The organism is Homoserinimonas sp. OAct 916 (assembly GCF_003260275.1).
Taxonomy (GTDB): Bacteria; Actinomycetota; Actinomycetes; order Actinomycetales; family Microbacteriaceae; genus OACT-916.
In genome coordinates this window covers 158,647-184,450 of record NZ_QJHB01000008.1, presented here as the reverse complement: position 1 = coordinate 184,450, position 25,804 = coordinate 158,647, and the positions used below count along the sequence as shown (strand labels likewise).

General features: G+C 65.2%; 21 protein-coding genes and 1 pseudogene. 19 read left to right on the top strand and 3 right to left on the bottom strand.

From position 1 onward, the window contains the following. Nucleotides 1–22: 22 nt before the first annotated feature. Both DL891_RS11185 and DL891_RS11180 read right to left on the bottom strand, forming a co-directional pair. Entirely contained in the window at nucleotides 23–451 is a 429-nt protein-coding gene (locus DL891_RS11185) for a hypothetical protein (RefSeq protein ID WP_111720510.1), read from the bottom strand. A 144-nt stretch (nucleotides 452–595) separates the two neighbouring features. Further along, nucleotides 596–784, bottom strand: a complete 189-nt coding sequence (locus tag DL891_RS11180; protein WP_111720509.1) for a hypothetical protein — start codon at nucleotides 782–784, stop codon at nucleotides 596–598. A gap of 169 nt (nucleotides 785–953) precedes the next feature. On the opposite strand from DL891_RS11180, the gene DL891_RS11175 reads away from it, so the two are divergent. Further along, complete coding sequence (locus DL891_RS11175; RefSeq protein WP_111720508.1) at nucleotides 954–1,616, top strand: TetR/AcrR family transcriptional regulator; 663 nt, start codon at nucleotides 954–956, stop codon at nucleotides 1,614–1,616. Between the two features lie 86 nt (nucleotides 1,617–1,702). Beyond that, the gene (locus tag DL891_RS11170; RefSeq protein WP_111720507.1) at nucleotides 1,703–4,255 is read left to right on the top strand and encodes an MMPL family transporter; all 2,553 of its coding nucleotides are present in this window, start codon (nucleotides 1,703–1,705) and stop codon (nucleotides 4,253–4,255) included. Between the two features lie 115 nt (nucleotides 4,256–4,370). Here the strand turns inward: DL891_RS11170 and DL891_RS11165 are convergent, their stop codons facing one another. Then, the gene (locus tag DL891_RS11165) at nucleotides 4,371–6,014 is read right to left on the bottom strand and encodes an acyl-CoA dehydrogenase family protein (RefSeq protein WP_111720506.1); all 1,644 of its coding nucleotides are present in this window, start codon (nucleotides 6,012–6,014) and stop codon (nucleotides 4,371–4,373) included. 465 nt (nucleotides 6,015–6,479) lie between these two features. Between DL891_RS11165 and DL891_RS11160 the strand changes: the two genes are divergently transcribed. The 17 genes and pseudogenes from DL891_RS11160 to DL891_RS11080 all read left to right on the top strand — a co-directional run bounded on the left by DL891_RS11160 (nucleotide 6,480) and on the right by DL891_RS11080 (nucleotide 25,765). Continuing rightward, nucleotides 6,480–7,988, top strand: a complete 1,509-nt coding sequence (locus DL891_RS11160; RefSeq protein WP_111720505.1) for a trehalose-6-phosphate synthase — start codon at nucleotides 6,480–6,482, stop codon at nucleotides 7,986–7,988. Nucleotides 7,989–8,015: 27 nt separating this feature from the next. Next, entirely contained in the window at nucleotides 8,016–8,831 is an 816-nt protein-coding gene (gene otsB / locus DL891_RS11155; protein WP_111720504.1) for a trehalose-phosphatase, read from the top strand. 120 nt (nucleotides 8,832–8,951) lie between these two features. Next, a complete protein-coding gene (locus tag DL891_RS11150; protein ID WP_111720503.1) occupies nucleotides 8,952–11,906 on the top strand; it encodes a Na+/H+ antiporter subunit A in 2,955 nt (984 codons plus the stop codon). Further along, nucleotides 11,903–12,337, top strand: a pseudogene (locus DL891_RS17515) (Na(+)/H(+) antiporter subunit C); the annotation flags it as partial. The gene DL891_RS11150 and the pseudogene DL891_RS17515, both read left to right, overlap by 4 nt. 251 nt (nucleotides 12,338–12,588) lie before the next feature. Then, nucleotides 12,589–14,163 carry a Na+/H+ antiporter subunit D gene (locus DL891_RS11140; protein ID WP_111720501.1) on the top strand — a complete coding sequence of 525 codons (1,575 nt, stop codon included), beginning with the start codon at nucleotides 12,589–12,591 and terminating at the stop codon, nucleotides 14,161–14,163. Then, nucleotides 14,160–14,780 carry a Na+/H+ antiporter subunit E gene (locus DL891_RS11135; protein WP_111720500.1) on the top strand — a complete coding sequence of 207 codons (621 nt, stop codon included), beginning with the start codon at nucleotides 14,160–14,162 and terminating at the stop codon, nucleotides 14,778–14,780. The genes DL891_RS11140 and DL891_RS11135 overlap by 4 nt, the downstream gene beginning before the upstream one ends. Further along, on the top strand, nucleotides 14,777–15,043 hold the full coding sequence (locus DL891_RS11130) for a monovalent cation/H+ antiporter complex subunit F (protein WP_111720499.1): 267 nt from the start codon (nucleotides 14,777–14,779) through the stop codon (nucleotides 15,041–15,043). Before DL891_RS11135 ends, DL891_RS11130 begins: the two co-directional genes overlap by 4 nt. Beyond that, on the top strand, nucleotides 15,040–15,540 hold the full coding sequence (gene mnhG, locus DL891_RS11125; protein WP_111720498.1) for a monovalent cation/H(+) antiporter subunit G: 501 nt from the start codon (nucleotides 15,040–15,042) through the stop codon (nucleotides 15,538–15,540). Before DL891_RS11130 ends, mnhG begins: the two co-directional genes overlap by 4 nt. A 41-nt stretch (nucleotides 15,541–15,581) precedes the next feature. Then, nucleotides 15,582–17,276 (top strand): dihydroxy-acid dehydratase, encoded by a 1,695-nt coding sequence (gene ilvD, locus DL891_RS11120; RefSeq protein ID WP_111720497.1) that lies wholly within the window; start codon nucleotides 15,582–15,584, stop codon nucleotides 17,274–17,276. Between the two features lie 50 nt (nucleotides 17,277–17,326). Next, nucleotides 17,327–19,138: an acetolactate synthase large subunit gene (locus DL891_RS11115; RefSeq protein WP_111720496.1), complete on the top strand. Its 1,812-nt coding sequence runs from the start codon at nucleotides 17,327–17,329 to the stop codon at nucleotides 19,136–19,138. Nucleotides 19,139–19,141: 3 nt separating this feature from the next. Next, nucleotides 19,142–19,648: an acetolactate synthase small subunit gene (ilvN, locus tag DL891_RS11110; RefSeq protein ID WP_111720495.1), complete on the top strand. Its 507-nt coding sequence runs from the start codon at nucleotides 19,142–19,144 to the stop codon at nucleotides 19,646–19,648. 97 nt (nucleotides 19,649–19,745) lie between these two features. Then, nucleotides 19,746–20,771, top strand: coding sequence for a ketol-acid reductoisomerase (gene ilvC, locus DL891_RS11105; RefSeq protein ID WP_111720494.1), 1,026 nt, complete (start codon nucleotides 19,746–19,748; stop codon nucleotides 20,769–20,771). Continuing rightward, nucleotides 20,771–21,652 (top strand): hypothetical protein, encoded by an 882-nt coding sequence (locus tag DL891_RS11100; RefSeq protein ID WP_111720493.1) that lies wholly within the window; start codon nucleotides 20,771–20,773, stop codon nucleotides 21,650–21,652. Before ilvC ends, DL891_RS11100 begins: the two co-directional genes overlap by 1 nt. Before the next feature lie 72 nt (nucleotides 21,653–21,724). Continuing rightward, nucleotides 21,725–22,633 (top strand): prephenate dehydratase domain-containing protein, encoded by a 909-nt coding sequence (locus tag DL891_RS11095; RefSeq protein ID WP_111720492.1) that lies wholly within the window; start codon nucleotides 21,725–21,727, stop codon nucleotides 22,631–22,633. A 3-nt stretch (nucleotides 22,634–22,636) separates the two neighbouring features. Beyond that, nucleotides 22,637–23,851, top strand: a complete 1,215-nt coding sequence (locus tag DL891_RS11090; protein WP_111720491.1) for a prephenate dehydrogenase/arogenate dehydrogenase family protein — start codon at nucleotides 22,637–22,639, stop codon at nucleotides 23,849–23,851. Between the two features lie 113 nt (nucleotides 23,852–23,964). Then, nucleotides 23,965–24,510: a GNAT family N-acetyltransferase gene (locus DL891_RS11085; RefSeq protein ID WP_111720490.1), complete on the top strand. Its 546-nt coding sequence runs from the start codon at nucleotides 23,965–23,967 to the stop codon at nucleotides 24,508–24,510. 208 nt (nucleotides 24,511–24,718) lie between these two features. After that, nucleotides 24,719–25,765 (top strand): 3-isopropylmalate dehydrogenase, encoded by a 1,047-nt coding sequence (locus tag DL891_RS11080; protein WP_111720489.1) that lies wholly within the window; start codon nucleotides 24,719–24,721, stop codon nucleotides 25,763–25,765. The last annotated feature ends 39 nt before the right edge of the window (nucleotides 25,766–25,804 follow it).

The following is a 25,804-nucleotide window of genomic DNA, read 5'->3' as shown; positions in this document are numbered from 1 at the left end:
TGGATCGCTGAACTGAGGCCCGTCAGGCGACGTGGCGGCGTGCCCCCGTCGGAGTGTTCTCCGAGGGTGCGACCGGGGTCATCGAAGCCACCAAGGCAGTCAGATCTGCGGGGTCGGGACGGAACAACTGGTCTTCGGTCTCGGCCCACAGTGTGATCGGCTCTGGCTGCCACTCGGGTGAAACCGGGGTGGCGACTGCCTCGACCGGCGCCGCAGAGCGTTCAGCGAGGGCCGTGGTCAATTCCACCGCGATCGAGTGGGTCAAGAACTCTTGGAACAGCACATCGGTGTCTGAAGCGCTGCGGGGAACGACGCTCCATGAGCCGCGCGGACCGAAATGCTCGTTCAGTCGCATTTCAACGACCGCGAGCACCTGCTCGTCGGTCAACCGTGGTTCGTGAACGACAGGGGCCACCGTCTCGGCGGCGTGCCGACGCCAACGAAATCTCATGGGAACCCTCCTCACGCACTGTTGCCAATTGAACTGATGGCCCCAGTTTCGCCGATCGCAGCCGGTTAGTCGCCATGACACGCCGACGGGGGGTGCGGAACCGTGGTATCGCACGGTTGCCCACGGTTTGGCCGGCAGTCGGACTCACTCTTCGATGCGCAGCTCGTCGGCCTCTTTCTTTGCAGAACCGATCGCAATGGCCACGGTTGCGCCCCAGCTCAACCACATCAGGATCAGGCGCCAGTCGCGCGGGCCGGTACGCGTGGTCTGAATGATCGACCAGGCGCCGAAGACCGCGCTGAGGACACTGGTGTTGAAAATGAATTTGCGCATCGAAGTAGTACCTCCTGGGCATCCACGCTACCGGTAATCTGCGGTTCTTCCCCGGGCAACCTGCAACGGAGGTCTGGGTTGCGTGAAAAACGGTCGAACTCTCTGGCAAACAACTGAGAATCTGACCGATCGGACAGTATCTGACCGATCGGTCAGATACTGTCGGAGCATGTCCACTTCCCCCCTTGACGCCTCAGTTGCGCAGGGTCGACCGATCACGCCGGGTTCGACCAGGCCCAGCCCTGCCACGGAGCTGAAGGCCATCGCGCTGGAGCAGTTCGCGCTGGTCGGGTTCGGTGCGACCTCACTGCAGGCCATCGCCGATACGGCCGGATATTCGAAGTCGAGTGTGCTCTATCACTTCGCATCGAAGGAGGCCTTGCTTGAGGCCGTGCTCGGCCCCGCCATCGACCGACTCGGGCGGGTTCTGGCCGCATTCACGCCGGCGGGTGATGCCCGTATGGACCGCGACGCATTCGTCGAGGCATTCGTCGACTTTCTGCTCGAGCACCGACTGGAAGTGCACATCTTCATCAACCAGGGGCAATCGATGCGCGGAACACCCGTCATCGACCGGGCCAACGAACTCATCGCCGAGCTCACGGCCAGTCTTTTCGCGGCTGATTCCACCACGCAGGAGAGAATCCGTTTCGGTGTCGCCCTCGGGGGCGCGGCTTACACACTTGTCGCCGGCATGACCTTCGCCGGCGACGCATTGGGCCCGCCCGACGAGATCCGGTTCGCGCTGATCCAAGTGGTCTCCGAGCTTCTGTCACCGGCACCATTGCCGAGGCTCGCCGAAACCGGGGACGCCGATTCGGCAACCGGCTGAATCAGGCTTCGCACCGCATCCTTTCGATCACGCGCCGCGAGGCCGCCACCTGTTAACCCCGCCACAAAGAAAGAAATTTGACGAACATGGCATCCCTTCTCTACCGACTCGGTCGGTTCTCCGCACGCAAGGCCTGGTCGGTCGTCGTCGCGTGGCTGCTCCTGCTGGCCCTCGCCGCCGGCGCGTTCGCGGTGTTCGGCGGCACGCTCACCTCTGCCGTGACTATCCCCGGCACTGCCACTCAGGAGGTGAGCGATCAGCTCGCCGAGAAGTTCCCGGCAGCGAGTGGAGGTCTCGGCACGGTCGTGTTCACGACTACCGATGACTCCGGCTTCACCGAGGCCCAGAAGGCGGAGATCGGCAAGCTCTTGGAGAAAACCACTGCCCTCGAGAGCGTCAAGGGCGCCACGAACCCGTTCGTCGTGCAGGGGCAGCTCGCCGAGCAGTCACAGCAGATCACGAGCGGTCGTCAGCAGATCGCCGACGGCAACGCCCAGCTCGATGCGGGTCAGGCTCAGGTGGACGCTGCCGAGGCGCAGCTCGACGCGGGCCAGCAGCAACTTGATGCAGCGCGCGCTCAGGCCGAGGCAGCGGGTCAGCTCGAGGCCGCCGGGCCCCAGCTCGACGCGCAGCAGGCCGAGATCGATGCCGGGACTGCACAGATCGTAGAGACGCAGGCAAAGCTTGACCAGACCCGCATCGAGCTGGAGAAGCAGAGTGCAACGTTGGAGCAGGGTTCCCAACTGCTTGAGCTGTCCTCCGAGATTCGCCAGGTCTCGAGTGACGGGACCACCGCCATTGCCATCATCCAATTCGACAAGTCTCTCCACACGGTCTCGGCAGAGGCGAAAGAGGCCGTCGTCAACGAGATGAACGACGCCGGCATCGCCGGCGTCGACGTTGAGGTCACCAACGACCTCGCTGCGACCATCCCCGACATTCTGGGCCCGGGAGAGATCGCTGGCGTCATTCTCGCTGCCATCGTGCTTTTCGTCATGCTCGGCACCTTGATTGGCGCGGGCCTCCCCCTGATCAACGCCCTCATCGGGGTGGGTGTCGGCGTGCTCGCATCATTGGCGCTGTCCGGTACGGTCGATATGCTCTCGGTCACACCCGTGCTGGCAGTCATGCTGGGGCTTGCGGTTGGCATCGACTACTCGTTGTTCATCTTGAACCGGCATCGCAAGCAACTGCGCAACGGGGTGCCACTGCAGGAGTCGATCGGGCTCGCGAACGGCACGTCGGGCAACGCCGTCGTGTTCGCCGGGGCCACGGTGCTCATCGCCCTCCTGGCCCTCAACCTCACGGGGATTCCGTTCCTCGGCCTCATGGGCACGGTGGGTGCGGTTGCGGTGTTTGTGGCGATCCTCGTCGCTATCACGCTGACTCCGGCGCTGCTGCGCCTGGTCGGTCCGCGGATCCTCACGAAGAAGGCACGGGCCAAGATCGGCCACGCCGACCCTGTCCGTGTCCCGAACAAGCCGATGAACACCATGCGTGCCATCGTCACCGTGGTTGCCGGCGTCATCGTGCTTCTCATCGTGGCGATGCCGGCGCTCTCCATGCGCCTCGGCCTGCCCGCCGGGTCATCGGAACCCGTCAGCTCCAGCGCGTACAAGTCGTACAAGTTGATCGAAGACAAGTTCGGCGCCGGCGTCAACGGCCCTCTCGTCGTCGTCGCGGACATGTCGGAGAAGGTCTCCGGCGAAGATCTCGTCGCCGAACAGGTGCGCATCGGCACAGCGTTGAAATCAGAGCACAACGTGGTCGCTGTCGCCCCGATCGGCGTATCTGATGACGATATGCTGCTCGCTTTTCAGGTCGTGCCCGAGGGCGGACCCACGAGCGAGTCAACCGAGCAGCTCGTGCACGACTTGCGCGGGCTCAACCTGGAGGGTGTTGATTCCCTCGGCGTTGCCGGCAATGCGTCAGGCAACATCGATGTGAGCGAGAAGCTGGCGGGTGCCCTGCCGCTTTATCTTCTCGTCGTCGTCGGGCTCTCGTTGATCATTCTGATCCTCGTGTTCCGCTCGATCCTCGTACCGCTGACGGCCACCATCGGTTTCATATTGTCGCTGTTCGCCTCGTTCGGTGTCATTACGGCTGTCTTCCAATGGGGCTGGCTGGCCCCCGTGTTCGGAGTGCACGACCCCGGGCCCATCCTGAGCTTCCTGCCGATCTTGGTGGTTGGCGTGCTGTTCGGCCTCGCAATGGACTACCAGTTGTTTCTCGTCAGTGGCATGCGCGAGTCCTACGCCCACGGCAGCCCGTCCCGGCTCGCCGTCCAGCGGGGAGTGCACGCGGGACGTGCGGTGGTCACTGCTGCGGCACTCATCATGGCTGCGATTTTCGGCGGGTTCATATTCTCGAACTCTGTGATGATCCAGTCGATCGGCCTCGGCCTCGCGTTCGGTGTGATTTTTGACGCCTTCGTCGTGCGGATGCTGCTCATTCCCGCCGCGATGCACCTGCTCGGTGACGCGGCGTGGTGGCTGCCGAAATGGCTTGATCGCATTTTGCCGAACGTCGACGTCGAAGGTGCCTCCCTCGAGCGTTCGCACCCGGGTGCCGCGCATGTCGCCGCCCAGGCGGAGCCGGAGCTGGAGCTGGAGCCAGCAGCAGAGGCGTCGGGGAAGTAGGGCAGGCCTCGGGCCGATGTGATCTGAGGAGGGTGCGAGATGCAGATACGCGTCTCGCACCCTTCGTCGTCGGTCACCTTCGCGCCGTTCTGGGCCCGCTGGCCCGGGCAGCCCGCTAGTGGCGAACGAGGATCGCGTCGAAGTCGGTGCCCGCAGGAAGGCTCCCGTATTCGTGCCTGCGATCGGTGCCCAACCGCGCACTGATGAATGCGTCGGCGATGGCCGAAGGTGCCCGTCGCACCAGCAGCGAGCTCTCAAGAGCGAGCGCCATATCTTCCACGAGGCGCCTGGCCTGAAACTGGGCGGCACCGCTGTCAGCTGCACTGATCTTTCTTGCAAGCCGGGTCGTGGCGGCAATGTGGGCATCGAGCACGGAGTTGCCGCCGTCACCGAGCATCACCTCATCGAAAAACGCAGTCACGCTTTCGGGGGAACGGGCCATTGCCCGCAACACATCGAGTGCGATGACGTTGCCGGAGCCCTCCCAGATCGCCATCACCGGCTGTTCCCGGTAGCGGCGCGCCAGCGGGAACGTCTCCACGTACCCATTGCCCCCCATGCACTCCATTGCCTCATAGGCGTGCTGCGGGCCGCGCTTGCACACCCAATACTTTGCAACGGCGGTGGCCAGCCGCCGAAAACTCTTCTCTGAATCGCTCGCGTCATCGTCGTGCGCGCGAGCCAGGCGCAGCGCTGTTGCTGTAGCCGCTTCCGACTCGAGGGCGAGGTCTGCCAGCACGGACGTCATCGCGGGTTGGTCGATCAGGAGCGCCCCGAAGGCCCGGCGGTTTCGTGCATGCCACAGCGCCTCCGCCACGGCCTGACGCATTCCGGCTGCACTCCCGTACACGTTGTCGAGCCTCGTACGTGCCACCATTTCGATGATCGTGCGAACGCCGGCCCCGATCTCGCCGGTCAGGTACCCGACGGTGCCCTCGAACTCGACTTCGGCAGACGCGTTCGACCGGTTGCCGAGTTTGTCCTTCAACCGCTGGATGTTGAACACGTTTCGGGTTCCGTCCTCCAGCACGCGGGGCACCAGAAAACAGGTCAACGCATCGGGGGTCGATGCCGTTGACACCTGCGCCAGTACGAAGAACGCATCACTCATCGGTGCGGAGCAGAACCACTTGTGCCCCGTGAGGACATACTCGTTCGCTCCGCGGTGAACCGCGCGAGTGGTGTTGGCGCGCACATCCGACCCGCCCTGCTTCTCGGTCATTCCCATTCCGAACAGTGCTCCGGGCTTTCCAGACGGCGCGGCCAGCGCACTGTCGTAGCCGCGTGAGAGCACGCGCGGCAGCCACTCGTCGGCGAGGTCGGGTTGCAGCTGCAGAGTGGGTACGGCGGAATGCGTCATCGAGATCGGGCACGCGTGGCCGGGCTCGATCTGGGCGAAGAGCATGAACCCCGCAGCTCGCGCCACGTTCGCGCCCGGCCCGGGTTCGGCCCACGCACTCGTATGCACACCGTACGAAACGGCGGAGGCAATGATTTCGTGGTAAGCGGGGTGATAGTGCACTTCGTCGATACGGTTGCCATACGGGTCGAAGGCGACCAATTCTGGCTCGTTCCTGTCGGCGGCTTTCGAGGCGGCCTGAAACTCTGCCGTGGCGACATGGGCGCCGATCTGGGTCAGCTGTTCGACAGACCACCCCGCGTCATAATGTCCGACGCCTTCGACGAGCGGCCTGTTCGAGGTGAACTCGTTGACGTCGATGCGCGGCGGAGACTGGTTGCTGACGCTGCGGGTGCTCATAACACTACCTTTCCGGCGCGGATGGCCACGGGTTCGGATGCTCTCACCGCCCGCAGGCACAGCGCGGACATGGTGGCGAACACCGCTTCGGTCTGGGTGGCGTCGGTGCCGCTGCCGTGCAGTGGAGACAGCTGCCCGGTGAGGGCTTCACCGCCGCTGTCGCCTGGTGGGGCGTCGCCGCTCCATCCCTACGATACGAGGTTTTCAGCACGGGGTACGAGGTTTTTGGCAGGAATCGGGAATGACGATTCATGTGCATGGGCGACGCTTTCCAGAACTCGGACACCGCTGCCGCCGATGCTGACCATCCTGGCCACGAACGCTCGGAAGTGACCCGGGGGTGCCAACTGGCTACTGGTCGCGCCGCGAACCGAGAATGGGCCGGCTGATACTCTGGAATCACAATGCTGACGCTGCGAGGCCCAGCCGAATGGAGGATGTCCCATCACCCCGCCACGCGATCAAATGAAGTCCCAGCACGCCACCTTCCCCCTGGTGGTCGTCTCGAACCGGCTGCCGGTGGATCGCATCGTGGCCGAAGATGGCACCGCCAGCTGGACCCAGTCGCCCGGCGGTCTGGTCACCGCACTGGAGCCGGTGATGAGGGTCAACCACGGGGCGTGGGTCGGTTGGGCCGGCGCGCCCGACCTCGACGTCGACCCGTTCGAGAACAACGGCATCTCGATCGTGCCCGTACCGCTGTCCGGTGAGGAGTTGGAGAACTATTACGAGGGTTTCTCGAACGGCACCCTCTGGCCGCTGTACCACGACGTGATCGCCCCGCCCCGTTATCACCGGGAGTGGTGGGATACGTACCTGGCCGTCAACCAGAGGTTCGCCGAAGTCGCGGCACGCACCGCTGCACACGGCGGCGTCGTCTGGGTGCAGGACTACCAACTCCAATTGGTGCCACGCATGTTGCGAGGACTCCGACCCGACCTGGTGATCGGCTTCTTCAATCACATCCCATTCCCGCCCTACGGCATCTACTCACAGCTGCCCTGGCGCACGCAGATCATCGAGGGGCTTCTCGGCGCCGACGTGATCGGCTTCCAACGCGCGGCCGACGCCAACAACTTCACCACCGCCGTGCGGCGCCTCCTCGGCTACAACACGAATAGCCCGCACATCGAGGTTCCGGTCGACAGAGACCTGCAAGACGCCGGCCTCGCCAGTCACGTCTCCACGTCGAAACGCGGGGAGACGGTACGCACCGTCATAGCCAAGCGGTTTCCGATCTCGATCGACACGCAGAGCTTCGAGGAGATGGCCAGGCGCCCAGAGGTGCAGGAACGGGCCAGGCAGATCAGGGTTGACCTGGGCAACCCACGCACGATCATGCTGGGGGTCGACCGTCTCGACTACACCAAGGGCATCGGGCACCGTTTGAAAGCGTATGGCGAGCTGCTCACCGAGGGGCGACTGAACGTCGAAGACGTCACGCTTGTGCAGGTGGCCAGCCCGAGCCGGGAACGGGTCGCCGCGTACCAGGATCTGCGCGATGAGATCGAATTGCAGGTGGGCCGTCTGAACGGGGAGTTCTCCACCATCAGTCACAACGCGTTGAGCTACCACCATCAGGGCTATCCGCGTGAAGAGATGGTGGCCCTGTACCTGGCCGCAGACGTGATGCTGGTCACCGCCCTGCGGGATGGGATGAACCTGGTCGCGAAAGAGTATGTGGCGAGTCGTTTCGACAATGACGGTGTGCTGGTGCTGAGCGAGTTCGCGGGGGCCTCCGACGACCTCAAGCAGGCGTTGCTGATCAACCCGCACGATATCGAAGGCTTGAAGGAAACGATCCTGCAGGCAATGGCGATGCCCGCACGCGACCGGGCACGCCGGATGCGCGCCTTGAGAAAAAGGGTGCGCGACAACGATGTCACGAAGTGGTCGAAATCGTTCCTCGACGCGCTCACCGAGGCATCTTCGCTGGCACATGCGCCGCGGTTCAAATCAATTCACGACGACTGAATCAACCAGCCCCACCAAGAAAGCACTATGACGCACCCAGAAACCCCGACCGAAGAGGCCGCACTGGACTCGGCACTGCGATCGATTGCGCAGACTCCGACCCTTCTCGTCGCCCTCGACTTCGACGGCACCCTGGCCCCCGAGGTGGACAGTCCGGGCGCCGCCCGTGCAATCCCTGAAGCGGTGACCGCGATCGAGCGCCTGCTCGCCATGCCGCACACGCGTGTGGCGCTGATCTCCGGTCGTGCTGCAGCCAGCCTCATCGAGGTTGCCAGCCCCGCACGCACGGTGTTACTGGTGGGTTCGCATGGAGTGGAGACAAGGCTCGACACCGCTGAGGTGGAACTCGACCTCACGGCGGAGGACCGCACCAGGGTAGCGGCGCTGCGGCGCACGCTCGACGCCGCCATAGACGGGCTCGCCCAGGTGTGGATCGAGACCAAACCGGCGGGCTTCGCCGTGCACACCCGGCTGGCCACCGCCGACGACACCCGCATCGCGCATGAACGCGTGCTCGCGGGCACCGCGATGTTGCAGCCACTCACGATGCGGTCGGGCAAGAATGTGATCGAGTTCTCCGTTCGCGAAGACACCAAGGGCGACGCCGTTCGCCGCCTGCGCGACCACACCGGCGCCACCGCCGTGTTCTTCGCCGGCGACGACGTCACCGACGAGGACGGATTCGCCGCACTCGTCGCCGGCGACCTCGGCATGAAGATCGGTGAGGGTGACACCCACGCGAATGTGCGGGTGAGTGAACCGGCTGACGTCGCCCAGGTGTTGCACCGGCTGGCCGATCTTCGCGCCGCCACGGCGGACACACCCGGTTCAGACTTCCGGTAAAATCAAGACCCGAACCACCCGCCAATAGCCTCCGGCCCACGAGTGATGAGCGTTTGTGGAGTGGTCAGACTGTAGACCACTGGCTGTGAAGCCCGAAACGAGCGAACCGGGGGGACACACATGCTGGTTGTCCTGGCGGCCTTCTTCGTCGTTGCAGCGCTGATCCCCATACTGGCCGGCCGGCTCGGAAATCGCATCTTCTATCTGACAGCACTGGTGCCCATCGGTGCTTTCGCCGTGGTGGTGCTGGCCGCACCGACCGTGCTGGCCGGCGGGGTGCTGACCGAAGGTTTTCAGTGGATCCCGACGCTGAACCTGGAGTTCGCGCTGCGCCTGGACACCCTCAGTTGGGTGTTCGCCCTGGTGGTCACGGGGATCGGAGCCCTCGTGCTGCTCTACTGCCCGCGCTACTTCACTGCGCACGACCCCTCGGTTGGCCGTTTCGCAGCACACCTGACCGCCTTCGCCGGTGCGATGTTCGGACTTGTACTCGCAGACGACCTCTACCTGATGTTCATCTTCTGGGAAGCCACCAGCGTCTTCTCCTACCTGCTGATCGGACACTACAACGACCGTATCGCCAGCCGGGGCGCCGCGCTGCAGGCTCTGTTGGTCACCACGGCCGGCGGGCTCGTGATGCTCGTCGGTGTGGTCATCCTGGCGGTGCAATCGGGTACCACCCTCATCTCGGAGATCATCGCCGAACCGCCGAGCGGCGGCATCATCACTGTGGCGGTGATGCTGATGCTGGTGGGGGCGATCTCCAAATCTGCCCTGGTGCCTTTTCACTTCTGGCTGCCCGCAGCGATGGCGGCGCCAACGCCGGTCAGCGCCTACCTGCACGCCGCCGCAATGGTCAAGGCGGGCATCTACCTGATCGCGCGGTTCGCACCGGGATTCGCGACGACTCCCGGCTGGCAGGAGGTCGTCATCCTGCTCGGGGTGCTGACCATGCTCGTCGGCGGCTGGCGAGCGCTCAAACAACACGATCTCAAATTGCTGCTCGCGTACGGAACGGTCAGCCAACTGGGGTTCCTCACTGTGGTCACCGGCTACGGTGTGTCGGGCGTTGCGCTGGCCGGCCTCGCGCTGGTGTTCGCGCATGCCCTTTTCAAATCGACACTCTTCCTGGTGGTCGGCATCATCGACCGGAACACGGGCACCCGCGATCTGAGGAAACTCAGCGGCCTGGGCGGGCGCCACCCTGCCCTTGTCACCGTCGCCGTTCTGGCTGCCGCGTCGATGGCCGCGATACCGCCGACCCTCGGATTCGTTGCCAAGGAGGGTGTGTTCACCGCCCTGATCGACGAGGCCCGATCCGGCCGCCCACTCAGCCAGATTGCGCTGTACGGCCTGATCGCAGGCTCGATCCTCACCACGGCGTACACCGCTCGCTTTCTCTGGGGGGCGTTCGCGTCGAAACAAGACGTAGTCCGCACCCCGTACACCGACCACGGCCGGGGCATGTTCGTCGCGCCCACGACGCTCGCCGCCGCCGGGGTCGCCTTCGGGTTTCTGACGCCGCAGTTGAACCACTGGCTCTCCGGCTACTCGGATACGCTTCCGCCCGGTGCCACAGCCGGGGCCGAGCTGGTGCTCTGGCACGGCCTTTCACCCGCGTTCGGGGTCTCCATGCTCGTCCTGGCAGCCGGACTGGGACTGTTCTGGATGCGCGACCGGGTTTACCGCCTGCAGTCGAGGGTTCCCGCCCTGGTCGATGCCGGGCGCGGTTACTGGGTCTCGATGCGGACGGTGGACCGTGTGGCCGCCCGCACCACGGCGATCACCCAGAGCGGGTCACTGCCGGCCTACCTCGGCGTGATCCTGATGGTGCTGTTGGGCACGGTCGGGTTCACGGTCATCATCAACCGGTCATGGCCACCGACCATGCTGCCCTTCGACCATCCGGCCCAGGTGCCCATCGTCGTCGCGATGGTGGTCGCCGCCGTGGGAGCCACCCGGGCGACGAAGCGGTTCACAGCGGTGCTTCTGCTGGGTATCACCGGCTACGGTCTGGCCGCGCTGTTCGCATTGCAGGGAGCTCCCGACCTCGCGCTCACACAGGTTCTGGTTGAAACGGTCACCCTGATCGCATTCGTGCTGGTTCTCAGGCGGCTTCCGATCAAGCTGGGTGCGAAACACGGCACCGCCTTCCGGGTGGGTCGTGCCGTGCTCGCGGCCAGCGTCGGCGTGCTGATGGCCGTGGTTGTCATGATCACACTCGGAGTGCGCAGCGCCCAACCCATCTCGCTGCAGTTCCCGGCCCTCGCGTACGAGCTGGGGCACGGTCGCAACGTGGTCAACGTCACCCTGGTGGATATCCGCGGCTGGGACACCATGGGGGAGATCTCCGTTCTGGTCGTCGCAGCCACCGGGATCGCGAGCCTGATCTTCATCAAGCAGCGCACCGGCAGCGCACCCCGTCTGGCCGAAGACGAGGGTAGGCGGGGGCTCCGTGCCCGGCTGAAACCTCTCACCGAGCCGGCGTCTTCCCGGAACGGAGGGGCCGGCGATGCCCCCGACGGCGACCAGGCACCGAGCCAGCGCACGTGGCTGCTCGCCGGTTGGACTCTCGCCCCGCACAACCGATCAATCGTTCTCGAAGTCGTGGTGAGGCTGCTGTTCCACTCGGCCATCGTGCTGTCGATCTACCTGCTGTTCGTCGGCCACAACCTGCCCGGCGGCGGGTTCTCCGGCGGGCTCCTCGCCGGCCTGGCCCTGGCCGCCCGCTATCTGGCCGGCGGTCGGTTCGAGCTGGGAGCTGCAGTGTCAGTCGATGCGGGCAAGGTGCTCGGCTTCGGACTGCTGCTGGCGGTGGGCACGGCGACGGTGCCGCTGTTCTTCGGAATGAACCCTCTTGAATCCGCGTGGTGGGAGGGCAGTGTGCCATTGCTCGGCCACCTTGAGTTCGGCACGACCACGATCTTCGACTTCGGCGTGTACCTGATCGTGGTGGGGCTGATCATTGACGTGTTGCGCAGCCTCGGCGCCGAGGTTGATCGGCAACAGGAGGAACACGCGGCCATCGACAGCACCGGCCCCATCATGCTGTTCGGCGAACGGAGCACCCGATGAGTGTCTCCGGAGTGCTCGTGATCGCCATGGCGGTGCTGTACGCCTGCGGGATCTTCCTGCTGCTCGAACGCAGCATGACCCGGGTGTTGATCGGGTTTCTTCTGCTGGGCAACGCCACGAACATCCTCATCCTCATCGTTGCCGGCCGGATCGGGGTCGCCCCGATCGTCACCGACGGCGTGACCGCGGCCGAAATGCAAGACCCACTGCCACAGGCACTCAGCCTGACCGCGATCGTGATCACGTTCGGGATCTCGGCCTTTCTGCTCGCGCTGATCTACCGCTCGTGGTTTCTCGGACGCATGGACGAGGTGGAAGACGACGAGGAGGACATTGCCGTCGGCACGCGCAAGTTCGCGTTCGAAGACGAACAGTCCGATCCCGACCACGCCGTCGACAGCGACTTCGACCCCGGCGAGTTGGAGGAGGAGCAGCTCGAAGCCGAACGGTCGGCGGCACACCCGGTCGACACCGGCCAGACCAGTGGCATCGGACCCGAGATCGCAGGCGAGAAGTCAGCTCTTATTGCCACTGCTGTGCGCAGCGACCCCGGTGTTGAACCCGGAGAGAGCGCGGTGGCCGAACCGGGGCCCGGCCAGAATTCCGCCCCTGAACCCGATGGGGAACCCGGCACCGGGCCCGACTTGGCGCCTGATGCCGAAACCGATCGGGGAGGCAGACGATGAACGCCCTCGTTCCCCTGGTCGTGCTGCTGCCATTGATCGGAGCGGCAGCGGCACTGGTGACCGGTCGCCTGCCGCGCGTGCAGGTCGCGGTGACCGTCAGCGCACTGACATTGGCACTCGCGGTCGCCGCGTTGCTCTTGTTCGTCGTCGACTCGTCGGGCACCCTGGTGGTTGAAGTGGGCGGCTGGGCGGCTCCGTGGGGGATCGTACTGGTCGTTGACCGGTTGACCGCCCTCATGCTGGTGGTCTCTGCTTCGGTGTTGTTGGTCGTACTGTTCTACACGGTCGGCCAGGGTCTTGCCGACGGTGACGACGAGACGCCGGTGTCGATCTACAACCCCACCTACCTGATCCTCGCTGCCGGGGTGTTCAACGCGTTCGTGGCCGGCGACCTGTTCAACCTGTATGTCGGATTCGAGATTCTGCTCGCGTCCAGTTACGTGCTGCTGACCCTCGGTGGAACGCGCGCGCGAATCCGGGCCGGGATCACCTACATCGTGGTGAGCCTGCTCTCCTCGCTCTTGTTCCTGGCCTCGGTCGCCATGATCTACGGGGCGACCGGAACGGTGAACATCGCCCAGATCGCAGTTCGGCTCCAGGAGATCCCGCCGGACGTGCAACTGATCATCCACGTCATGCTGTTGGTGGCGTTCGGCATCAAGGCCGCGGTGTTCCCGCTGTCGTTCTGGCTGCCCGACTCCTACCCGACCGCACCGGCCCCGGTCACCGCCGTCTTCGCCGGCCTGTTGACCAAAGTGGGTGTCTACGCGATCATCCGTACCGAGACCGTGCTGTTTCCCGGCGGTGCGCTGTCGAACGCATTGATGATCGTGGCCCTTCTCACACTGGTGATCGGGGTGCTCGGCGCCGTTGCCCAGGCTGACATCAAACGGATGCTGTCGTTCACCCTGCTCAGCCATATCGGCTATATGATCTTCGGCATCGCCATCGCCACGGTCGCCGGTGTGGCGGCCGCGATCTACTATGTGATCCACCACATCGTGGTGCAGACGACCCTGTTCCTGGCCACCGGCCTGGTCGAGCGCATCGGCGGAACCACGTCGATCAACCGTCTGGCCGGCCTGCTGAAACTGTCGCCCATGATCGGAGTGCTGTTCTTCATTCCGGCGCTCAACCTGGGCGGCATTCCACCGTTCTCCGGCTTTCTCGGAAAGTTGGGGCTCTTCGTGGCGGGCGCTGAACTGGGCACGCCGCTGGCCTACATCGTGATCGCCGGTGGCGCGCTGGCGTCCCTGCTCACCCTGTACGCCATGATGCGAGCCTGGAACGTGGCCTTCTGGCGCAGCCAGGAAGAGTTCGACGAGCACTCGTCGCCGTACACGGCCACCCTCGCCGAGGCGCCGGGCGACGTGGAGCAGCGGAGCACGCGAGAGGCCCCGCGCCTGATGGTACGCGCCACTGCAGCGATGGTGGCCCTCAGCATTGCACTGACCGTGTTCGCCGGCCCGCTGTTCGCGATGAGCCTGCGGGCCAGCGAAGACCTGGACGGCGCCCGGCACTACATCGAAGCGGTTCTCCCCGGCACTGTCCTGCCGGAGGTCAACCGATGAGCCCGATGATCAGCAAGCGGCAACTCGGTCGGCAGGCCCTCGTGCAGGTGCCCTTCACGCTCTGGCTGGTGGTGGTCTGGCTGGCGTTGTGGGGGCAGTTCAACCTGGTGGCCGTGCTCAGTGGGATCATCGTGGCCCTGCTGGTGCAGCGCTTCTTCTACCTGCCGCCGGCCGAGCATCCCGACCGGTTCAACCCCTACCGTTTCGTCATCCTGGTCGCCGTGTTCATCTTCGACCTGGTGCGGTCTGCATTCCAGGTGGCCTGGCTTTCGATCCGGCCAAGGCCGATCACCGTCAGCTCCATCGTCCAGGTCGACCTGCGAACGCGAAGCGACCTCGTGATGGCGCTGACGTCTCTGGCGATCACCATGATCCCCGGCTCGTTCGTGGTCGAGGTCGACCGCGTGAACACGACACTGTACCTGCACGTGCTCGACGCGAAACAGGCCGAAGACGTCGAGTTGATGCGGCAACAGGTGTTCGCGCAGGAGGAGCGCATCATCCGTGCGCTGGGGAGCAAGGACGACGTGGTGCGGCTGAAGCGTTGGCATGAGTACCAGGACGAAACGACGGTTGGGGAGAGAACGCCGGTGCGACCCACACGAGGTGCGCCATGATGCCGATTGTCTATCTCGTCGTCGGGGTGGCCTTCACCGCCGCCGCCCTCATCTCGGTGTACCGCATCCTGGTGGGGCCGCGCATCCTCGACCGCATGATCGCCTCGGACATGCTCATGACGACGCTGATCTGTGTGCTCGGCGTGCAGATGGTGGTCACGGGGAGCATCATCACCGTGCCGATCATGCTCGCGCTCGCGGTGACCGGGTTTCTCTCATCGATCGCCGTCGCGCGCTACGTGTCGAGGAGGCGAAGCAAATGACCGTCGACCTCCTGCTCGATGTGTTCGTCTCGGTGCTGCTGCTGCTCGGGGCGTACTTCTCGCTGGCCGCGGCAATCGGCGTCATTCGGTTTCCCGACACGCTCACCCGGGTGCACGCGGGCACCAAGCCGCAAGTGCTGGGGCTGGCCTGCATCCTCACGGCCGTGGTGCTTTCCACCCGTGACTGGTCGGCAATCGCAGTGCTGCTTCTGGTTCTGGTCTTTCAGATGATGACGACGCCGGCGTCTGCGCACATGGTGGGCCGTGCCGCATACCGGGCGGGCCAACCCGGCGATGAGGAACTCTACGTCGACGAACTCGAGCTGGCTGTGGAGTTGGCCAACCAGAACTCGGGCGACGACGAGAACGCTGACGAGTTGGGCGATGACGATCCTGAAGGGTTCGGCGATGACGACGAGCATCGGGACGCCGGTACCGGTGCACCGGGTTCGAACCATCCCACGCCTGATCCGACGGGCGACGACCGTTCGCAGTAGCCATGACGGCACCGGCTGGCGCTGACCCATAGACTTGAGCCATGTCCGAAATCGAGATGAAGCCGCGCAGTCGCGCCGTAACTGACGGAATTGAAGCCACAGCCGCACGCGGAATGCTGCGCGCGGTCGGAATGGGCGACGACGACTGGAACAAGCCTCAGATCGGTGTTGCCTCATCCTGGAACGAGGTGACACCGTGCAACCTCTCGCTCGACCGTCTCGCCCAGGGGGCGAAGGAGGGCGTGCACGGCGGCGGCGGGTACCCGCTGCAATTCGGCACCATCTCCGTCTCAGACGGGATCTCGATGGGCCACGAGGGCATGCACTTCTCGCTGGTCAGCCGCGAGGTGATCGCCGACTCCGTTGAGACCGTGATGATGGCCGAGCGCCTCGACGGCTCGGTGCTGCTCGCCGGCTGCGACAAGTCGCTTCCCGGCATGCTGATGGCGGCCGCCAGGCTCAACCTCTCATCGGTGTTCCTGTACGCGGGCACGATCGCTCCCGGCTGGGTCAAACTCAGCGACGGCACCGAGAAGGACGTCACCATCATCGACGCCTTCGAAGCGGTCGGCGCCTGCAAGGCCGGCACCATGAGCGAAGAAGACCTGGGCCGGATCGAACGCGCCATCTGCCCGGGCGAGGGCGCCTGTGGCGGGATGTACACCGCCAACACGATGGCATCGGTCGCCGAAGCCCTCGGGATGAGCCTGCCCGGCTCGGCCGCTCCGCCGTCGGCCGACCGCCGCCGCGACTACTTCGCCCACAAGTCGGGTGAGGCGGTGGTCAACCTCATTCGTCTGGGCATCACCGCCCGCGACATCATGACCAAAGAGGCGTTCGAGAATGCGATCGCGGTGGTGATGGCGTTCGGCGGCTCGACCAACGCCGTGCTGCACCTGCTGGCGATCGCCCGCGAGGCCGACGTCGACCTGACCCTGGCCGACTTCAACCGGATCGCCGACTCGGTGCCCCACTTGGGCGACCTGAAGCCTTTCGGGCGTTACGTCATGAACGACGTCGACCGCGTTGGTGGCGTGCCCGTCGTGATGAAGGCGCTGCTCGACGCCGGTCTGCTGCACGGCGACGTCATGACCGTGACCGGAAGAACCCTGGCTGAGAACCTCGCCGAGCTGAATCTGCCCGCGCTGGACGGCGATGTGATCCGCACTTTGGACAACCCTATCCACGCCACCGGCGGAATCTCGGTGCTGCACGGGACGTTCGCCCCGGAGGGCGCCGTCGTGAAGACCGCGGGCTTCGACCTCGAGGTGTTCGAGGGGCCGGCCCGCGTGTTCGAGAGGGAGCGCGAAGCCATGGACGCCCTGACCGAAGGCCGCATCGGGCACGGCGACGTGGTCATCATCCGCTACGAGGGCCCCAAGGGCGGCCCCGGAATGCGGGAGATGCTCGCCATCACCGCGGCGATCAAGGGTGCGGGTCTCGGTAAGGATGTATTACTATTGACCGATGGCAGATTCTCAGGCGGCACAACCGGCCTGTGCATCGGCCACATAGCACCCGAAGCAATGGACGCAGGTCCGATTGCTTTTGTGCGCGATGGTGATCTGATTCGGGTCGATATCGCCGCTCGTACGCTCGACTTACTGGTTGAGCCGGCAGAGCTGGATGCCCGCCGCGAAGGCTGGGCCCCGCTGCCCCCGCGCTATACCCGCGGCGTTCTCGCGAAGTACTCCAAGCTCGTGCATTCAGCTGCTGAAGGCGCGATCACCGGGTGAGGCGTGAAGCCCACTCATTCATTTTCTAGTTCGAGGAAAGCACGACGACAATGCCCACCCAACAGGTCGCTCCGCACCCGCCGGCTGAAGAGTCAGCCAAAAAACGACACCAGGAGCCGGAGATCCTCACCGGCAGTGGTGCAATTCTCAGGGCGCTCGAATTGCTCGGGGTGAAAGACGTGTTCGGGCTTCCCGGTGGCGCCATCATGCCGTTCTATGACGAACTGATGTCGTCGGAGTCGATCCGTCACATCCTGGTGCGCCACGAACAGGGTGCCGGACATGCCGCCGAGGGCTACGCATCGTCTACCGGAAAGCTCGGTGTGGCCATTGCCACCAGCGGGCCGGGGGCGACCAACCTGGTCACGGCGATCGCGGATGCGCACATGGATTCCGTGCCGCTGCTCGCCATCACCGGCCAGGTCTTCTCCACCTCGATGGGTACTGACGCGTTTCAGGAGATCGATATCGTCGGCATCACCATGCCGATCACCAAGCACTCCTTCCTGGTCACTCGACCCGAAGAGGTGCCGGCCACCATTGCGGCCGCGATCCACATAGCCACCACCGGCCGCCCGGGGCCCGTGTTGGTGGATGTGACCAAGGACGCGCAGCAGAACAGCGCACCGTTCATCTGGCCGCCCAAGCTCGACCTGCCCGGCTACCGGCCGGTGGCGAAGGCCCACGGCAAGCAAGTACAGGCCGCAGCCCAACTGTTGCGTGACGCGAAGCGACCGGTCTTCTACGTCGGTGGCGGGGTGATCCGTTCCGGAGCGTCGGCGGCGCTGCTGAAACTGGCGGAGACCACCGGCGCGCCCGTTGTGACAACGCTCATGGCCCGTGGTGCCTTTCCAGACTCCCACCCGCAGCACCTCGGCATGCCCGGGATGCACGGAACGGTGCCCGCGGTGCTCGCCATCCAGGAATCCGACCTCCTGGTCTCGCTCGGGGCCCGATTCGACGACCGTGTAACCGGAAAGGCGAGCGAATTCGCCCCGGACGCCCTGGTCGTGCATGTCGACATCGACCCCGCGGAGATCTCCAAGATCCGCACAGCCGATGTTCCGATAGTCGGTGATGCCAAAGATGTCATCGCCGACCTCACCGCCGCATTCGAGAAGCTCAGCGAAGGTCACGAGCACACTCTCGACGCGTGGTGGGTGAGGTTGAACGGGCTGCTCGAGCAGTTCCCATTGGGCTACGACGAGCCCGAAGACGGCCTGCTCTCGCCGCAATACGTGATCGAACGGGTGGGTGCGATCACCGGGCCCGAAGGCATCTACGCCGCCGGTGTCGGCCAGCACCAGATGTGGGCTGCGCAGTTCATCAAGTACGAGCGCCCGAACGCGTGGTTGAACTCCGGCGGCGCCGGAACCATGGGTTACGGCGTGCCGGCGGCGATGGGCGCAAAAGTCGCCAACCCCGACCGAATCGTCTGGGCGATCGACGGCGACGGCTGTTTCCAGATGACCAACCAGGAACTGGCCACCTGCACGATCAACAACATCCCGATCAAGGTGGCGATCATCAACAATTCGTCGCTGGGCATGGTGCGCCAGTGGCAGACCCTGTTCTACAACGGTCGGCACTCGTTCACCGACCTCAACACCGGGCATGACACCGCGATGGTGCCCGACTTCGTGAAGCTCGCTGAGGCGTACGGCGCACTGGCGATCCGGGTGACGAAGAAGGAAGACGTCGATGCTGCGATCAAACTGGCGAACGAGACCAACGACCGACCGGTGGTGATCGACTTCATCGTCAGCCGGGATTCAATGGTCTGGCCGATGGTCCCGCAGGGGGTCGGCAACTCGAGTGTGCAATATGCTCGGGCGAAAGCACCGGAGTGGGAGGAGGAGTAGGCCATGAGTCACGTACTTTCCCTTCTGGTCGAGGACAAACCGGGGTTGCTGACCCGAGTCGCAGGCTTGTTCGCTCGCCGTGGCTACAACATCGAATCGCTGGCGGTCGGATCGACCGAGGTCGAAGGACTCTCACGGATCACCGTCGTCGTCGATGTCGAGGACTTTCCGCTGGAACAGATCACGAAGCAGCTGAACAAGTTGATCAACGTGATCAAGATCGTCGAGCTGGAGCCTGATGCGTCTGTGCACCGTCACCACCTGATGATCAAGGTGCGGGTCGACAGCACCACGCGCAGCCAGGTACTGGAAGCAGTGAACCTGTTCCGCGCCCGGGTGGTCGACGTCGCACCCGACGCCTTCGTCATCGAGGTGACCGGCGACACCGGCAAGACCAATGCCTTCCTGCGCGTGCTCGAACCATTCGGCATCAAGGAGATGGCGCAGTCGGGACTGCTTGCCATCGGCCGCGGGCCGAAGTCGATCACCGACCGCATCCAGCGTCACTGATTGCGAACCGCATCCCCCTGATCCACCGACTCAACCATCAAACCCATCTGCTGACCTTCTTTCGAACTGCAGAAAACAACCAAGGAGACTAATACTCGTGTCTGAGATTTTCTACGACAAGGATGCCGACCTCGCCCTCATCCAGGGCAAGAAGGTCGCCGTCATCGGCTACGGCTCGCAGGGCCATGCCCACGCCCAGAACCTGCGCGACTCGGGCGTCGAGGTCGTCGTCGGCCTGAAGGCCGACTCGAAGTCGAAGCCGAAGGCCGAAGAGGCCGGCTTCACCGTCAAGACCGCAGCCGAGGCATCCGCCTGGGCCGACGTCATCGTCATCCTCGCTCCGGACCAGGTGCAGCGCCACGTGTTCGCCGATGACATCAAGCCCAACCTCGCCGACGGCAAGGCGCTGGTCTTCGGGCACGGCTTCAACATTCGCTTCGGCTACATCGAGGCGCCGGAGGGCGTCGACGTGGTGATGGTCGCCCCCAAGGGCCCCGGGCACACGGTGCGCCGCGAGTACGAGGCCGGCCGCGGGGTTCCCGTGATCGTCGCGGTCGAGAAGGACGCATCAGGCAACGCCTGGCCGCTCACCCTCAGCTACGCGAAGGCGATCGGCGGCCTACGTGCCGGCGGTATCAAGACCACGTTCACCGAAGAGACCGAGACTGACCTGTTCGGCGAGCAGGCCGTGCTCTGTGGTGGCGCCTCCCAGCTCATCCAGTACGGTTTCGAGGTGCTCACCGAGGCCGGCTACCAGCCGCAGGTCGCCTACTTCGAGGTGCTCCACGAACTGAAGCTGATCGTCGACCTGATGTGGGAGGGTGGCATCGCCAAGCAGCGCTGGAGCGTCTCCGACACCGCGGAGTACGGCGACTACGTCTCCGGACCGCGCGTGATCGACGCCCACGTCAAGGACAACATGCGTGAGGTGCTCGCCGACATCCAGTCGGGTGCCTTTGCGAAGCGTTTCATCGATGACCAGGATGCCGGCGGGCCTGAGTTTCTCGCGCTGCGCAAGAAGGGCGAGGAGCACCCGATCGAAGAGACCGGCCGCCAGCTGCGCCAGCTCTTCTCCTGGAACAAGGCTGAGGACGACTACGTTGACGGGAGTGTCGCGCGCTAGTGCAACACGCCGGTATTCCGTTGACGGCGCTGGGTCGGCGCGAAAGCGAGTCTGCAGGACACGCTGTTCGCGCCGCACGGGCCGCCGACTGGCTGATCGATGACACCGACCTGCTGAGCCTCGGGTCGCTCGACACAACCCTGGCCACGACGTCGCGTCTGCGCGATCTGGGTGCCGTCGTGCGGCTCGGCCACGCCGGAATGCCCGACCCCGAACTCGAGAGGGCGCTGCTCGAAGCGCCCGGTTCGGTGATGGCCGTCGACTCGGTTCTGGTGCCGTCCCGGTGGACCTGGGCTGCTCGCACCGCGACCCCCAGACGCACCGTGGTGGTCGACCGGGTGGCGCTGGCCGAATGCGGCCAGATCCTCGCCGAGATGGATGTGATCCCTCGCGTCGTGCCTTCGGCCACCAATCTGCGCACGCGCATGGAACTGGCATCCGACGGCAGTTCCATCATTGTCGACACCGGTTCGGTGCCACCTGACTGGGTGGAACTGCCCGGGCGGGAGCTGCTGCACGCGCTGCCGCCGCTCTGGTTCGGACTGGTGCGCAACACCACCAGCAGGCCGCCGATCACCGGCACATCGACGGTGTGGCTGGCGTTCGGGCCCCGGATCGACGAGACCGGATCGTTGATGGGGCTGCTCGACGTCTTCGCCGAGTTCGACATCGACCTCTCCCACTTGCGCAGCGCGCCCGGCAAGAAGGGGCGCCACCTGTTCCTGAGCGCGTTCCTGGTCAAGGACCCTGCCGTGCTTGATGCGCTGCTCTCCACCCTGTCCGGCAAAAAGGTGCAGCACCGCGTATTGGCGATCCTACCGGGGGAGCACACGCCGGGCGCGGTCGCCGAGGTGTTGCCGGAGTGGCACCCGTATGAATGACTCCGGTCCGATAGGCGGCCGCGTGACGTCGACTGCCCGGCTCCGGTTTCTGCCGGTGCAGCAGGGCGTGGCATGAGCGACGTCGCCTTTCTCGGACCCGAGGGCACCTTCACTCATCAGGCTGCCCTCGCCTTCGGCGACCAGGCCGGTGCGCTCGTTCCGTTGGATGCGATCGGTGCGGTGTATCGCGCTGTCGAAGACGAGCAGGCGGGGCTCGGCGTCGTTCCGATCGAGAACTCGGTCGAGGGCTACGTCACCTCGTCCCTGGATGTGCTGCTGAACTCCACCAACGCCCTTGCGGTCGGGGAGGCGAGCGTGGATGTGTCGTTCCAGGCGTTCCAGCGGCCCGGCAGCTCGGTTCCGCAGGTGATCGTCAGTCATCCGCATGCGCTCGCCCAGTGCCGTAGGTACATCGATGAGTTGGGGTTGCCGACCCGCACGGCGGAGTCGACTGCCACCGCCTGCCGCGACCTCGCCGACGGAGAGATCGGCATCGGCGCCGCGATCTGCGGCCCCCTCTACGGCTTGGATGTCGTTCAAAAAACGGTGGAGGACTTTCCCGGCGCGCAGACCCGGTTCCTGCTGCTGGCGAACCGTGCTGAGGGGCTGCGCCGAGCACGCGCGCTCAAGCCCGATGTGCCGGTGCAGACCATGCTTGCGATCACCCCCACCCGCACTGGTCCCGGCGTGCTGGCGCAGATCTGCACGGGCTTTGCCGAGCGGGGGATCAACCTCACCAGTCTGATGTCACGGCCGCTCAAGGTGCAGCAGGCCCGGTACTCGTTCATCTTCACCGTGCAGTCGCACCCGTCGACACCGGCGATGAAAGCTGCCCTGAACGAGAGCTTCGAGGCTGGGCACTGGGTCAAATTTCTCGGTGCGTACCCGGCACCCGCCATCGCCGACGCCACCGACCTGGTCTCGAGCGTGCCCGCGGGCAGTGTTCACGGCGATGCCGACACCGACCTGCTGGACGTCTGACCGATGATCGCGTCTTCGCCGCCGCCCGAATCATCGCCCGATCTGCCGACGCGACTCCGGCCCATCCGCAGTGTCGCCATCATCGGCCTCGGCCTGATCGGCGGTTCGCTCGCACGTGATCTGAACGCTGCCTCCGACCTCATGCTCATCAGCTGGGACCAGGATGCCGAGACGCGCGCCGAGGCGCAGGCTGCCGGCATCCCGGTGGCCGAGACCCTCGCCGATTGTGTGGCGGGGGAGCCTGACCTGATCGTGCTGGCAGTGCCGCTCGCGGCAATGCGCGCGGTCTGCGTCGAACTTGCACCGCTGGTTGCGGGTCACACGTTGGTGACAGACGTGGGCAGCGTAAAGGGCCCTGTGCGCGAGACGGTCGTTGCGAGCGGGTTGGGCGAGCGGTACGTGGGATCGCACCCGATGGCGGGTACCGAAGCGACCGGCTTTGCGGCATCAACCCCAGGCATGTTCCAGAATGCGGCGTGGGTGGTGACTGTCGCTGCTTCCGCTCACGCTGCTTCGACTCACCCGGCTTCCGCTCACCCGGCAGTGGCTGATTCTGCTCAGGTCGACTGCCCTGCGGAGTTGGAGGCGGCTTTGGTGATCGCCGAGTTGGTGACGCGAGTGCTCGGTGTGCGTGTGTACGTGCTGAGCGACGACCAGCATGACGAGGCGGTCGCGCTGATCAGTCACCTGCCACACGTGTTGGCGGCGGAATTGCTCGGCCTGGCGGCGCTGTCACCGGTGCGCGACGTGGCACTCGCGCTGGCGGCCGGGAGCTTTCGTGACGGCACCCGGGTGGCCGGCACCAACCCGGCGCGCACCGAGGCGATGGTCACCGGTAACGCCGCGTGGGTCGCGCCGCTGGTCGAGAAGGCCGCCACCCGCTTGCAGACATTGGCGGCGCAATTGCGTGCGGGCGACGATGTGAGCGACTTCTTCGCTCCACACATCTCCCCTCTCACCGCGGAGGTACCTGCCCCGGACGCGTCCGAGCCCGGAGCGGCCGACCCCGGAGCGTCCGACCCGGATGTGCCGACATCCGATATTCCGCGCACACCCGATACAGCCCGCGCGCCCGAGACCCCGCCCGCCTCTGAAACCGTGACAGCGGCCGCCATGGCCCCGCCCGCGTTGCGAACTCTCCTGCTCGACGTCGCAGCCAACGGCCGCGCGATCCGCGCTGTCGACCTGCGCACCCCAACCATCACGCTGGCCCCCTAAATCTCGTGAAGTGGGCCACGATGCTCTTTCCGAGTCAGAAGTAGGGCATCTTGACGCCCTTCAACCGGGTTTCGCCGGAGGAAACCCGCGAGGCCGCTGAGTAGGATTTCCTCATGATCACCCTTGTGCTGCCCGACCACGACCGGTCGGGTTCGTGGCTCGAGGCGATGCGCGAGTTCGACGATGATCGGCTTCAAGGATTCGCGACGTTCGATTTCGAAGGCAAGGACTTCGGCAGCCGACAGGTCTTCGAACAGTGGCTCGATCGTGAACGCCGGCAGCGTGTGGCCGGCCAGAACGGGTTCGTGCCCGCGACGGTCTGGTGGATCATCGACGACGCCCAGCCCGGCGAAGTGCTCGGTTCGATTCACTTGCGTCATGAACTGAACGATTGGCTTCTGGCCGAGGGCGGCCACATCGGCTATGGCGTACGCCCATCCGCACGCCGCCACCGCGTCGTGACGAAGGCGCTTCACCTGGTTCTCGAACAGGCGCGAAAAAAGGGCCTGACCAGTGTGCTCATGATCTGCGACGCCGACAACGTGGCGTCGCGCAAGACGATCATCGCCGCGGGCGGAGTCTTGGAGAACGCGCCGGGGGAGATCGAGCGTTACTGGATTCCGCTCACCGATTCGGGGCACGCCACCCAGACGGAGTAGGGCTGGTCGAGCCCCCGGCGACTATACGGCCTCCCCCTGGCGACCGCCCGCACGTGTTCACGGCGCTCGAGCCGGGTACCGTCGCGGCGTTGGTCTCGGAACAGGGGAGCCGCCCGCGCAGCGCGAGAGGAGTCTCGAAGCATCCTGGGGGTGAGCGGTAGTCTGGGAGCACAGTTCCGTATCAGTAAGAATGGAGTGCACCGCCGCAATGTCTCGCACCGTCAAACTCGCCGTCATCCCCGGAGATGGAATTGGCCCCGAAGTCGTCGCCGAAGCAGTCAAGGTGTTGCACCTCGCGGTTGCAGATACGGATGTGCGGTTGGAGACGACAGAGCTGACACTCGGGGCGACGCACTACCTGGAGACCGGCGACATCCTCACCGACGAGGATCTGGCCACCATCGCCGCCCACGACGTGATCCTGCTCGGGGCAGTCGGCGGCGACCCCCGTGACCCACGCCTGGCCGGCGGCATCGTCGAGCGCGGGCTGCTGCTCAAACTTCGCTTCGCCCTCGACCACTATGTCAACCTGCGTCCGAGCCGACTGTTTCCCGGTGTGTCGAGCCCACTGGCGAACCCCGGCGAGATCGACTTCATCGTCGTGCGCGAGGGCACCGAGGGCCCATACACGGGCAACGGCGGCGCCCTGCGCCGCGGCACCCCGCACGAGGTGGCCACCGAGGTCTCGGTGAACACCGCCTTCGGGGCCGAGCGTCTGGTGCGCTACGGGTTCGAGAAGGCGAACTCCCGCCCACGCAAGAAGCTGACCCTGGTGCACAAGACCAACGTGCTCACCTTCGCCGGTAGCCTGTGGCAACGCACTGTCGACAAAGTCGCCGGCGAATACCCCGGCGTCACGGTCGACTACCTGCACGTTGATGCCGCAACCATCTTCTTCGTCACCGACCCGGCACGGTTCGACGTGATCGTCACCGACAACCTGTTCGGCGACATCCTCACCGACCTTGCCGCCGCCGTGACGGGCGGAATCGGCCTGGCCGCCTCGGGCAATATCAACCCGACCGGTGCTTTCCCCAGCATGTTTGAACCGGTGCACGGATCGGCCCCCGATATCGCCGGCCAAGGCAAGGCCGACCCGACCGCGGCAATCGGCTCGGTTGCGTTGATGCTCGAACACCTCGGCTTCGACGAGGCAGCAGACCGGGTGAACCGGGCAATCACCGCCGACGTGGCCGAACGCTCAGGCACCCGCACAACGAGCGAGATCGGCGACGCCATCGCGGCGAGGCTGTAGCCGAGTAGACGCTGAGACCGCGAAGAAACTGTGGGCGTC

Excerpts from the sequence above, each read along its gene's own strand:
- DL891_RS11085 (WP_111720490.1), top strand. The coding sequence starts at position 23,965 with ATGATCACCCTTGTGCTGCCCGACCACGACCGGTCGGGTTCGTGGCTC.
- DL891_RS11165 (WP_111720506.1), bottom strand. The coding sequence starts at position 6,014 with ATGAGCACCCGCAGCGTCAGCAACCAGTCTCCGCCGCGCATCGACGTC.
- DL891_RS11090 (WP_111720491.1), top strand. The coding sequence starts at position 22,637 with ATGATCGCGTCTTCGCCGCCGCCCGAATCATCGCCCGATCTGCCGACG.
- DL891_RS11140 (WP_111720501.1), top strand. The coding sequence starts at position 12,589 with ATGAACGCCCTCGTTCCCCTGGTCGTGCTGCTGCCATTGATCGGAGCG.
- mnhG (WP_111720498.1), top strand. The coding sequence starts at position 15,040 with ATGACCGTCGACCTCCTGCTCGATGTGTTCGTCTCGGTGCTGCTGCTG.
- DL891_RS11095 (WP_111720492.1), top strand. The coding sequence starts at position 21,725 with ATGAGCGACGTCGCCTTTCTCGGACCCGAGGGCACCTTCACTCATCAG.
- DL891_RS11170 (WP_111720507.1), top strand. The coding sequence starts at position 1,703 with ATGGCATCCCTTCTCTACCGACTCGGTCGGTTCTCCGCACGCAAGGCC.
- DL891_RS11175 (WP_111720508.1), top strand. The coding sequence starts at position 954 with ATGTCCACTTCCCCCCTTGACGCCTCAGTTGCGCAGGGTCGACCGATC.
- ilvN (WP_111720495.1), top strand. The coding sequence starts at position 19,142 with ATGAGTCACGTACTTTCCCTTCTGGTCGAGGACAAACCGGGGTTGCTG.
- DL891_RS11115 (WP_111720496.1), top strand. The coding sequence starts at position 17,327 with ATGCCCACCCAACAGGTCGCTCCGCACCCGCCGGCTGAAGAGTCAGCC.
- DL891_RS11185 (WP_111720510.1), bottom strand. The coding sequence starts at position 451 with ATGAGATTTCGTTGGCGTCGGCACGCCGCCGAGACGGTGGCCCCTGTC.
- DL891_RS11160 (WP_111720505.1), top strand. The coding sequence starts at position 6,480 with ATGAAGTCCCAGCACGCCACCTTCCCCCTGGTGGTCGTCTCGAACCGG.
- ilvD (WP_111720497.1), top strand. The coding sequence starts at position 15,582 with ATGTCCGAAATCGAGATGAAGCCGCGCAGTCGCGCCGTAACTGACGGA.
- otsB (WP_111720504.1), top strand. The coding sequence starts at position 8,016 with ATGACGCACCCAGAAACCCCGACCGAAGAGGCCGCACTGGACTCGGCA.
- DL891_RS11080 (WP_111720489.1), top strand. The coding sequence starts at position 24,719 with ATGTCTCGCACCGTCAAACTCGCCGTCATCCCCGGAGATGGAATTGGC.
- DL891_RS11130 (WP_111720499.1), top strand. The coding sequence starts at position 14,777 with ATGATGCCGATTGTCTATCTCGTCGTCGGGGTGGCCTTCACCGCCGCC.
- DL891_RS11135 (WP_111720500.1), top strand. The coding sequence starts at position 14,160 with ATGAGCCCGATGATCAGCAAGCGGCAACTCGGTCGGCAGGCCCTCGTG.
- DL891_RS11180 (WP_111720509.1), bottom strand. The coding sequence starts at position 784 with ATGCGCAAATTCATTTTCAACACCAGTGTCCTCAGCGCGGTCTTCGGC.
- DL891_RS11150 (WP_111720503.1), top strand. The coding sequence starts at position 8,952 with ATGCTGGTTGTCCTGGCGGCCTTCTTCGTCGTTGCAGCGCTGATCCCC.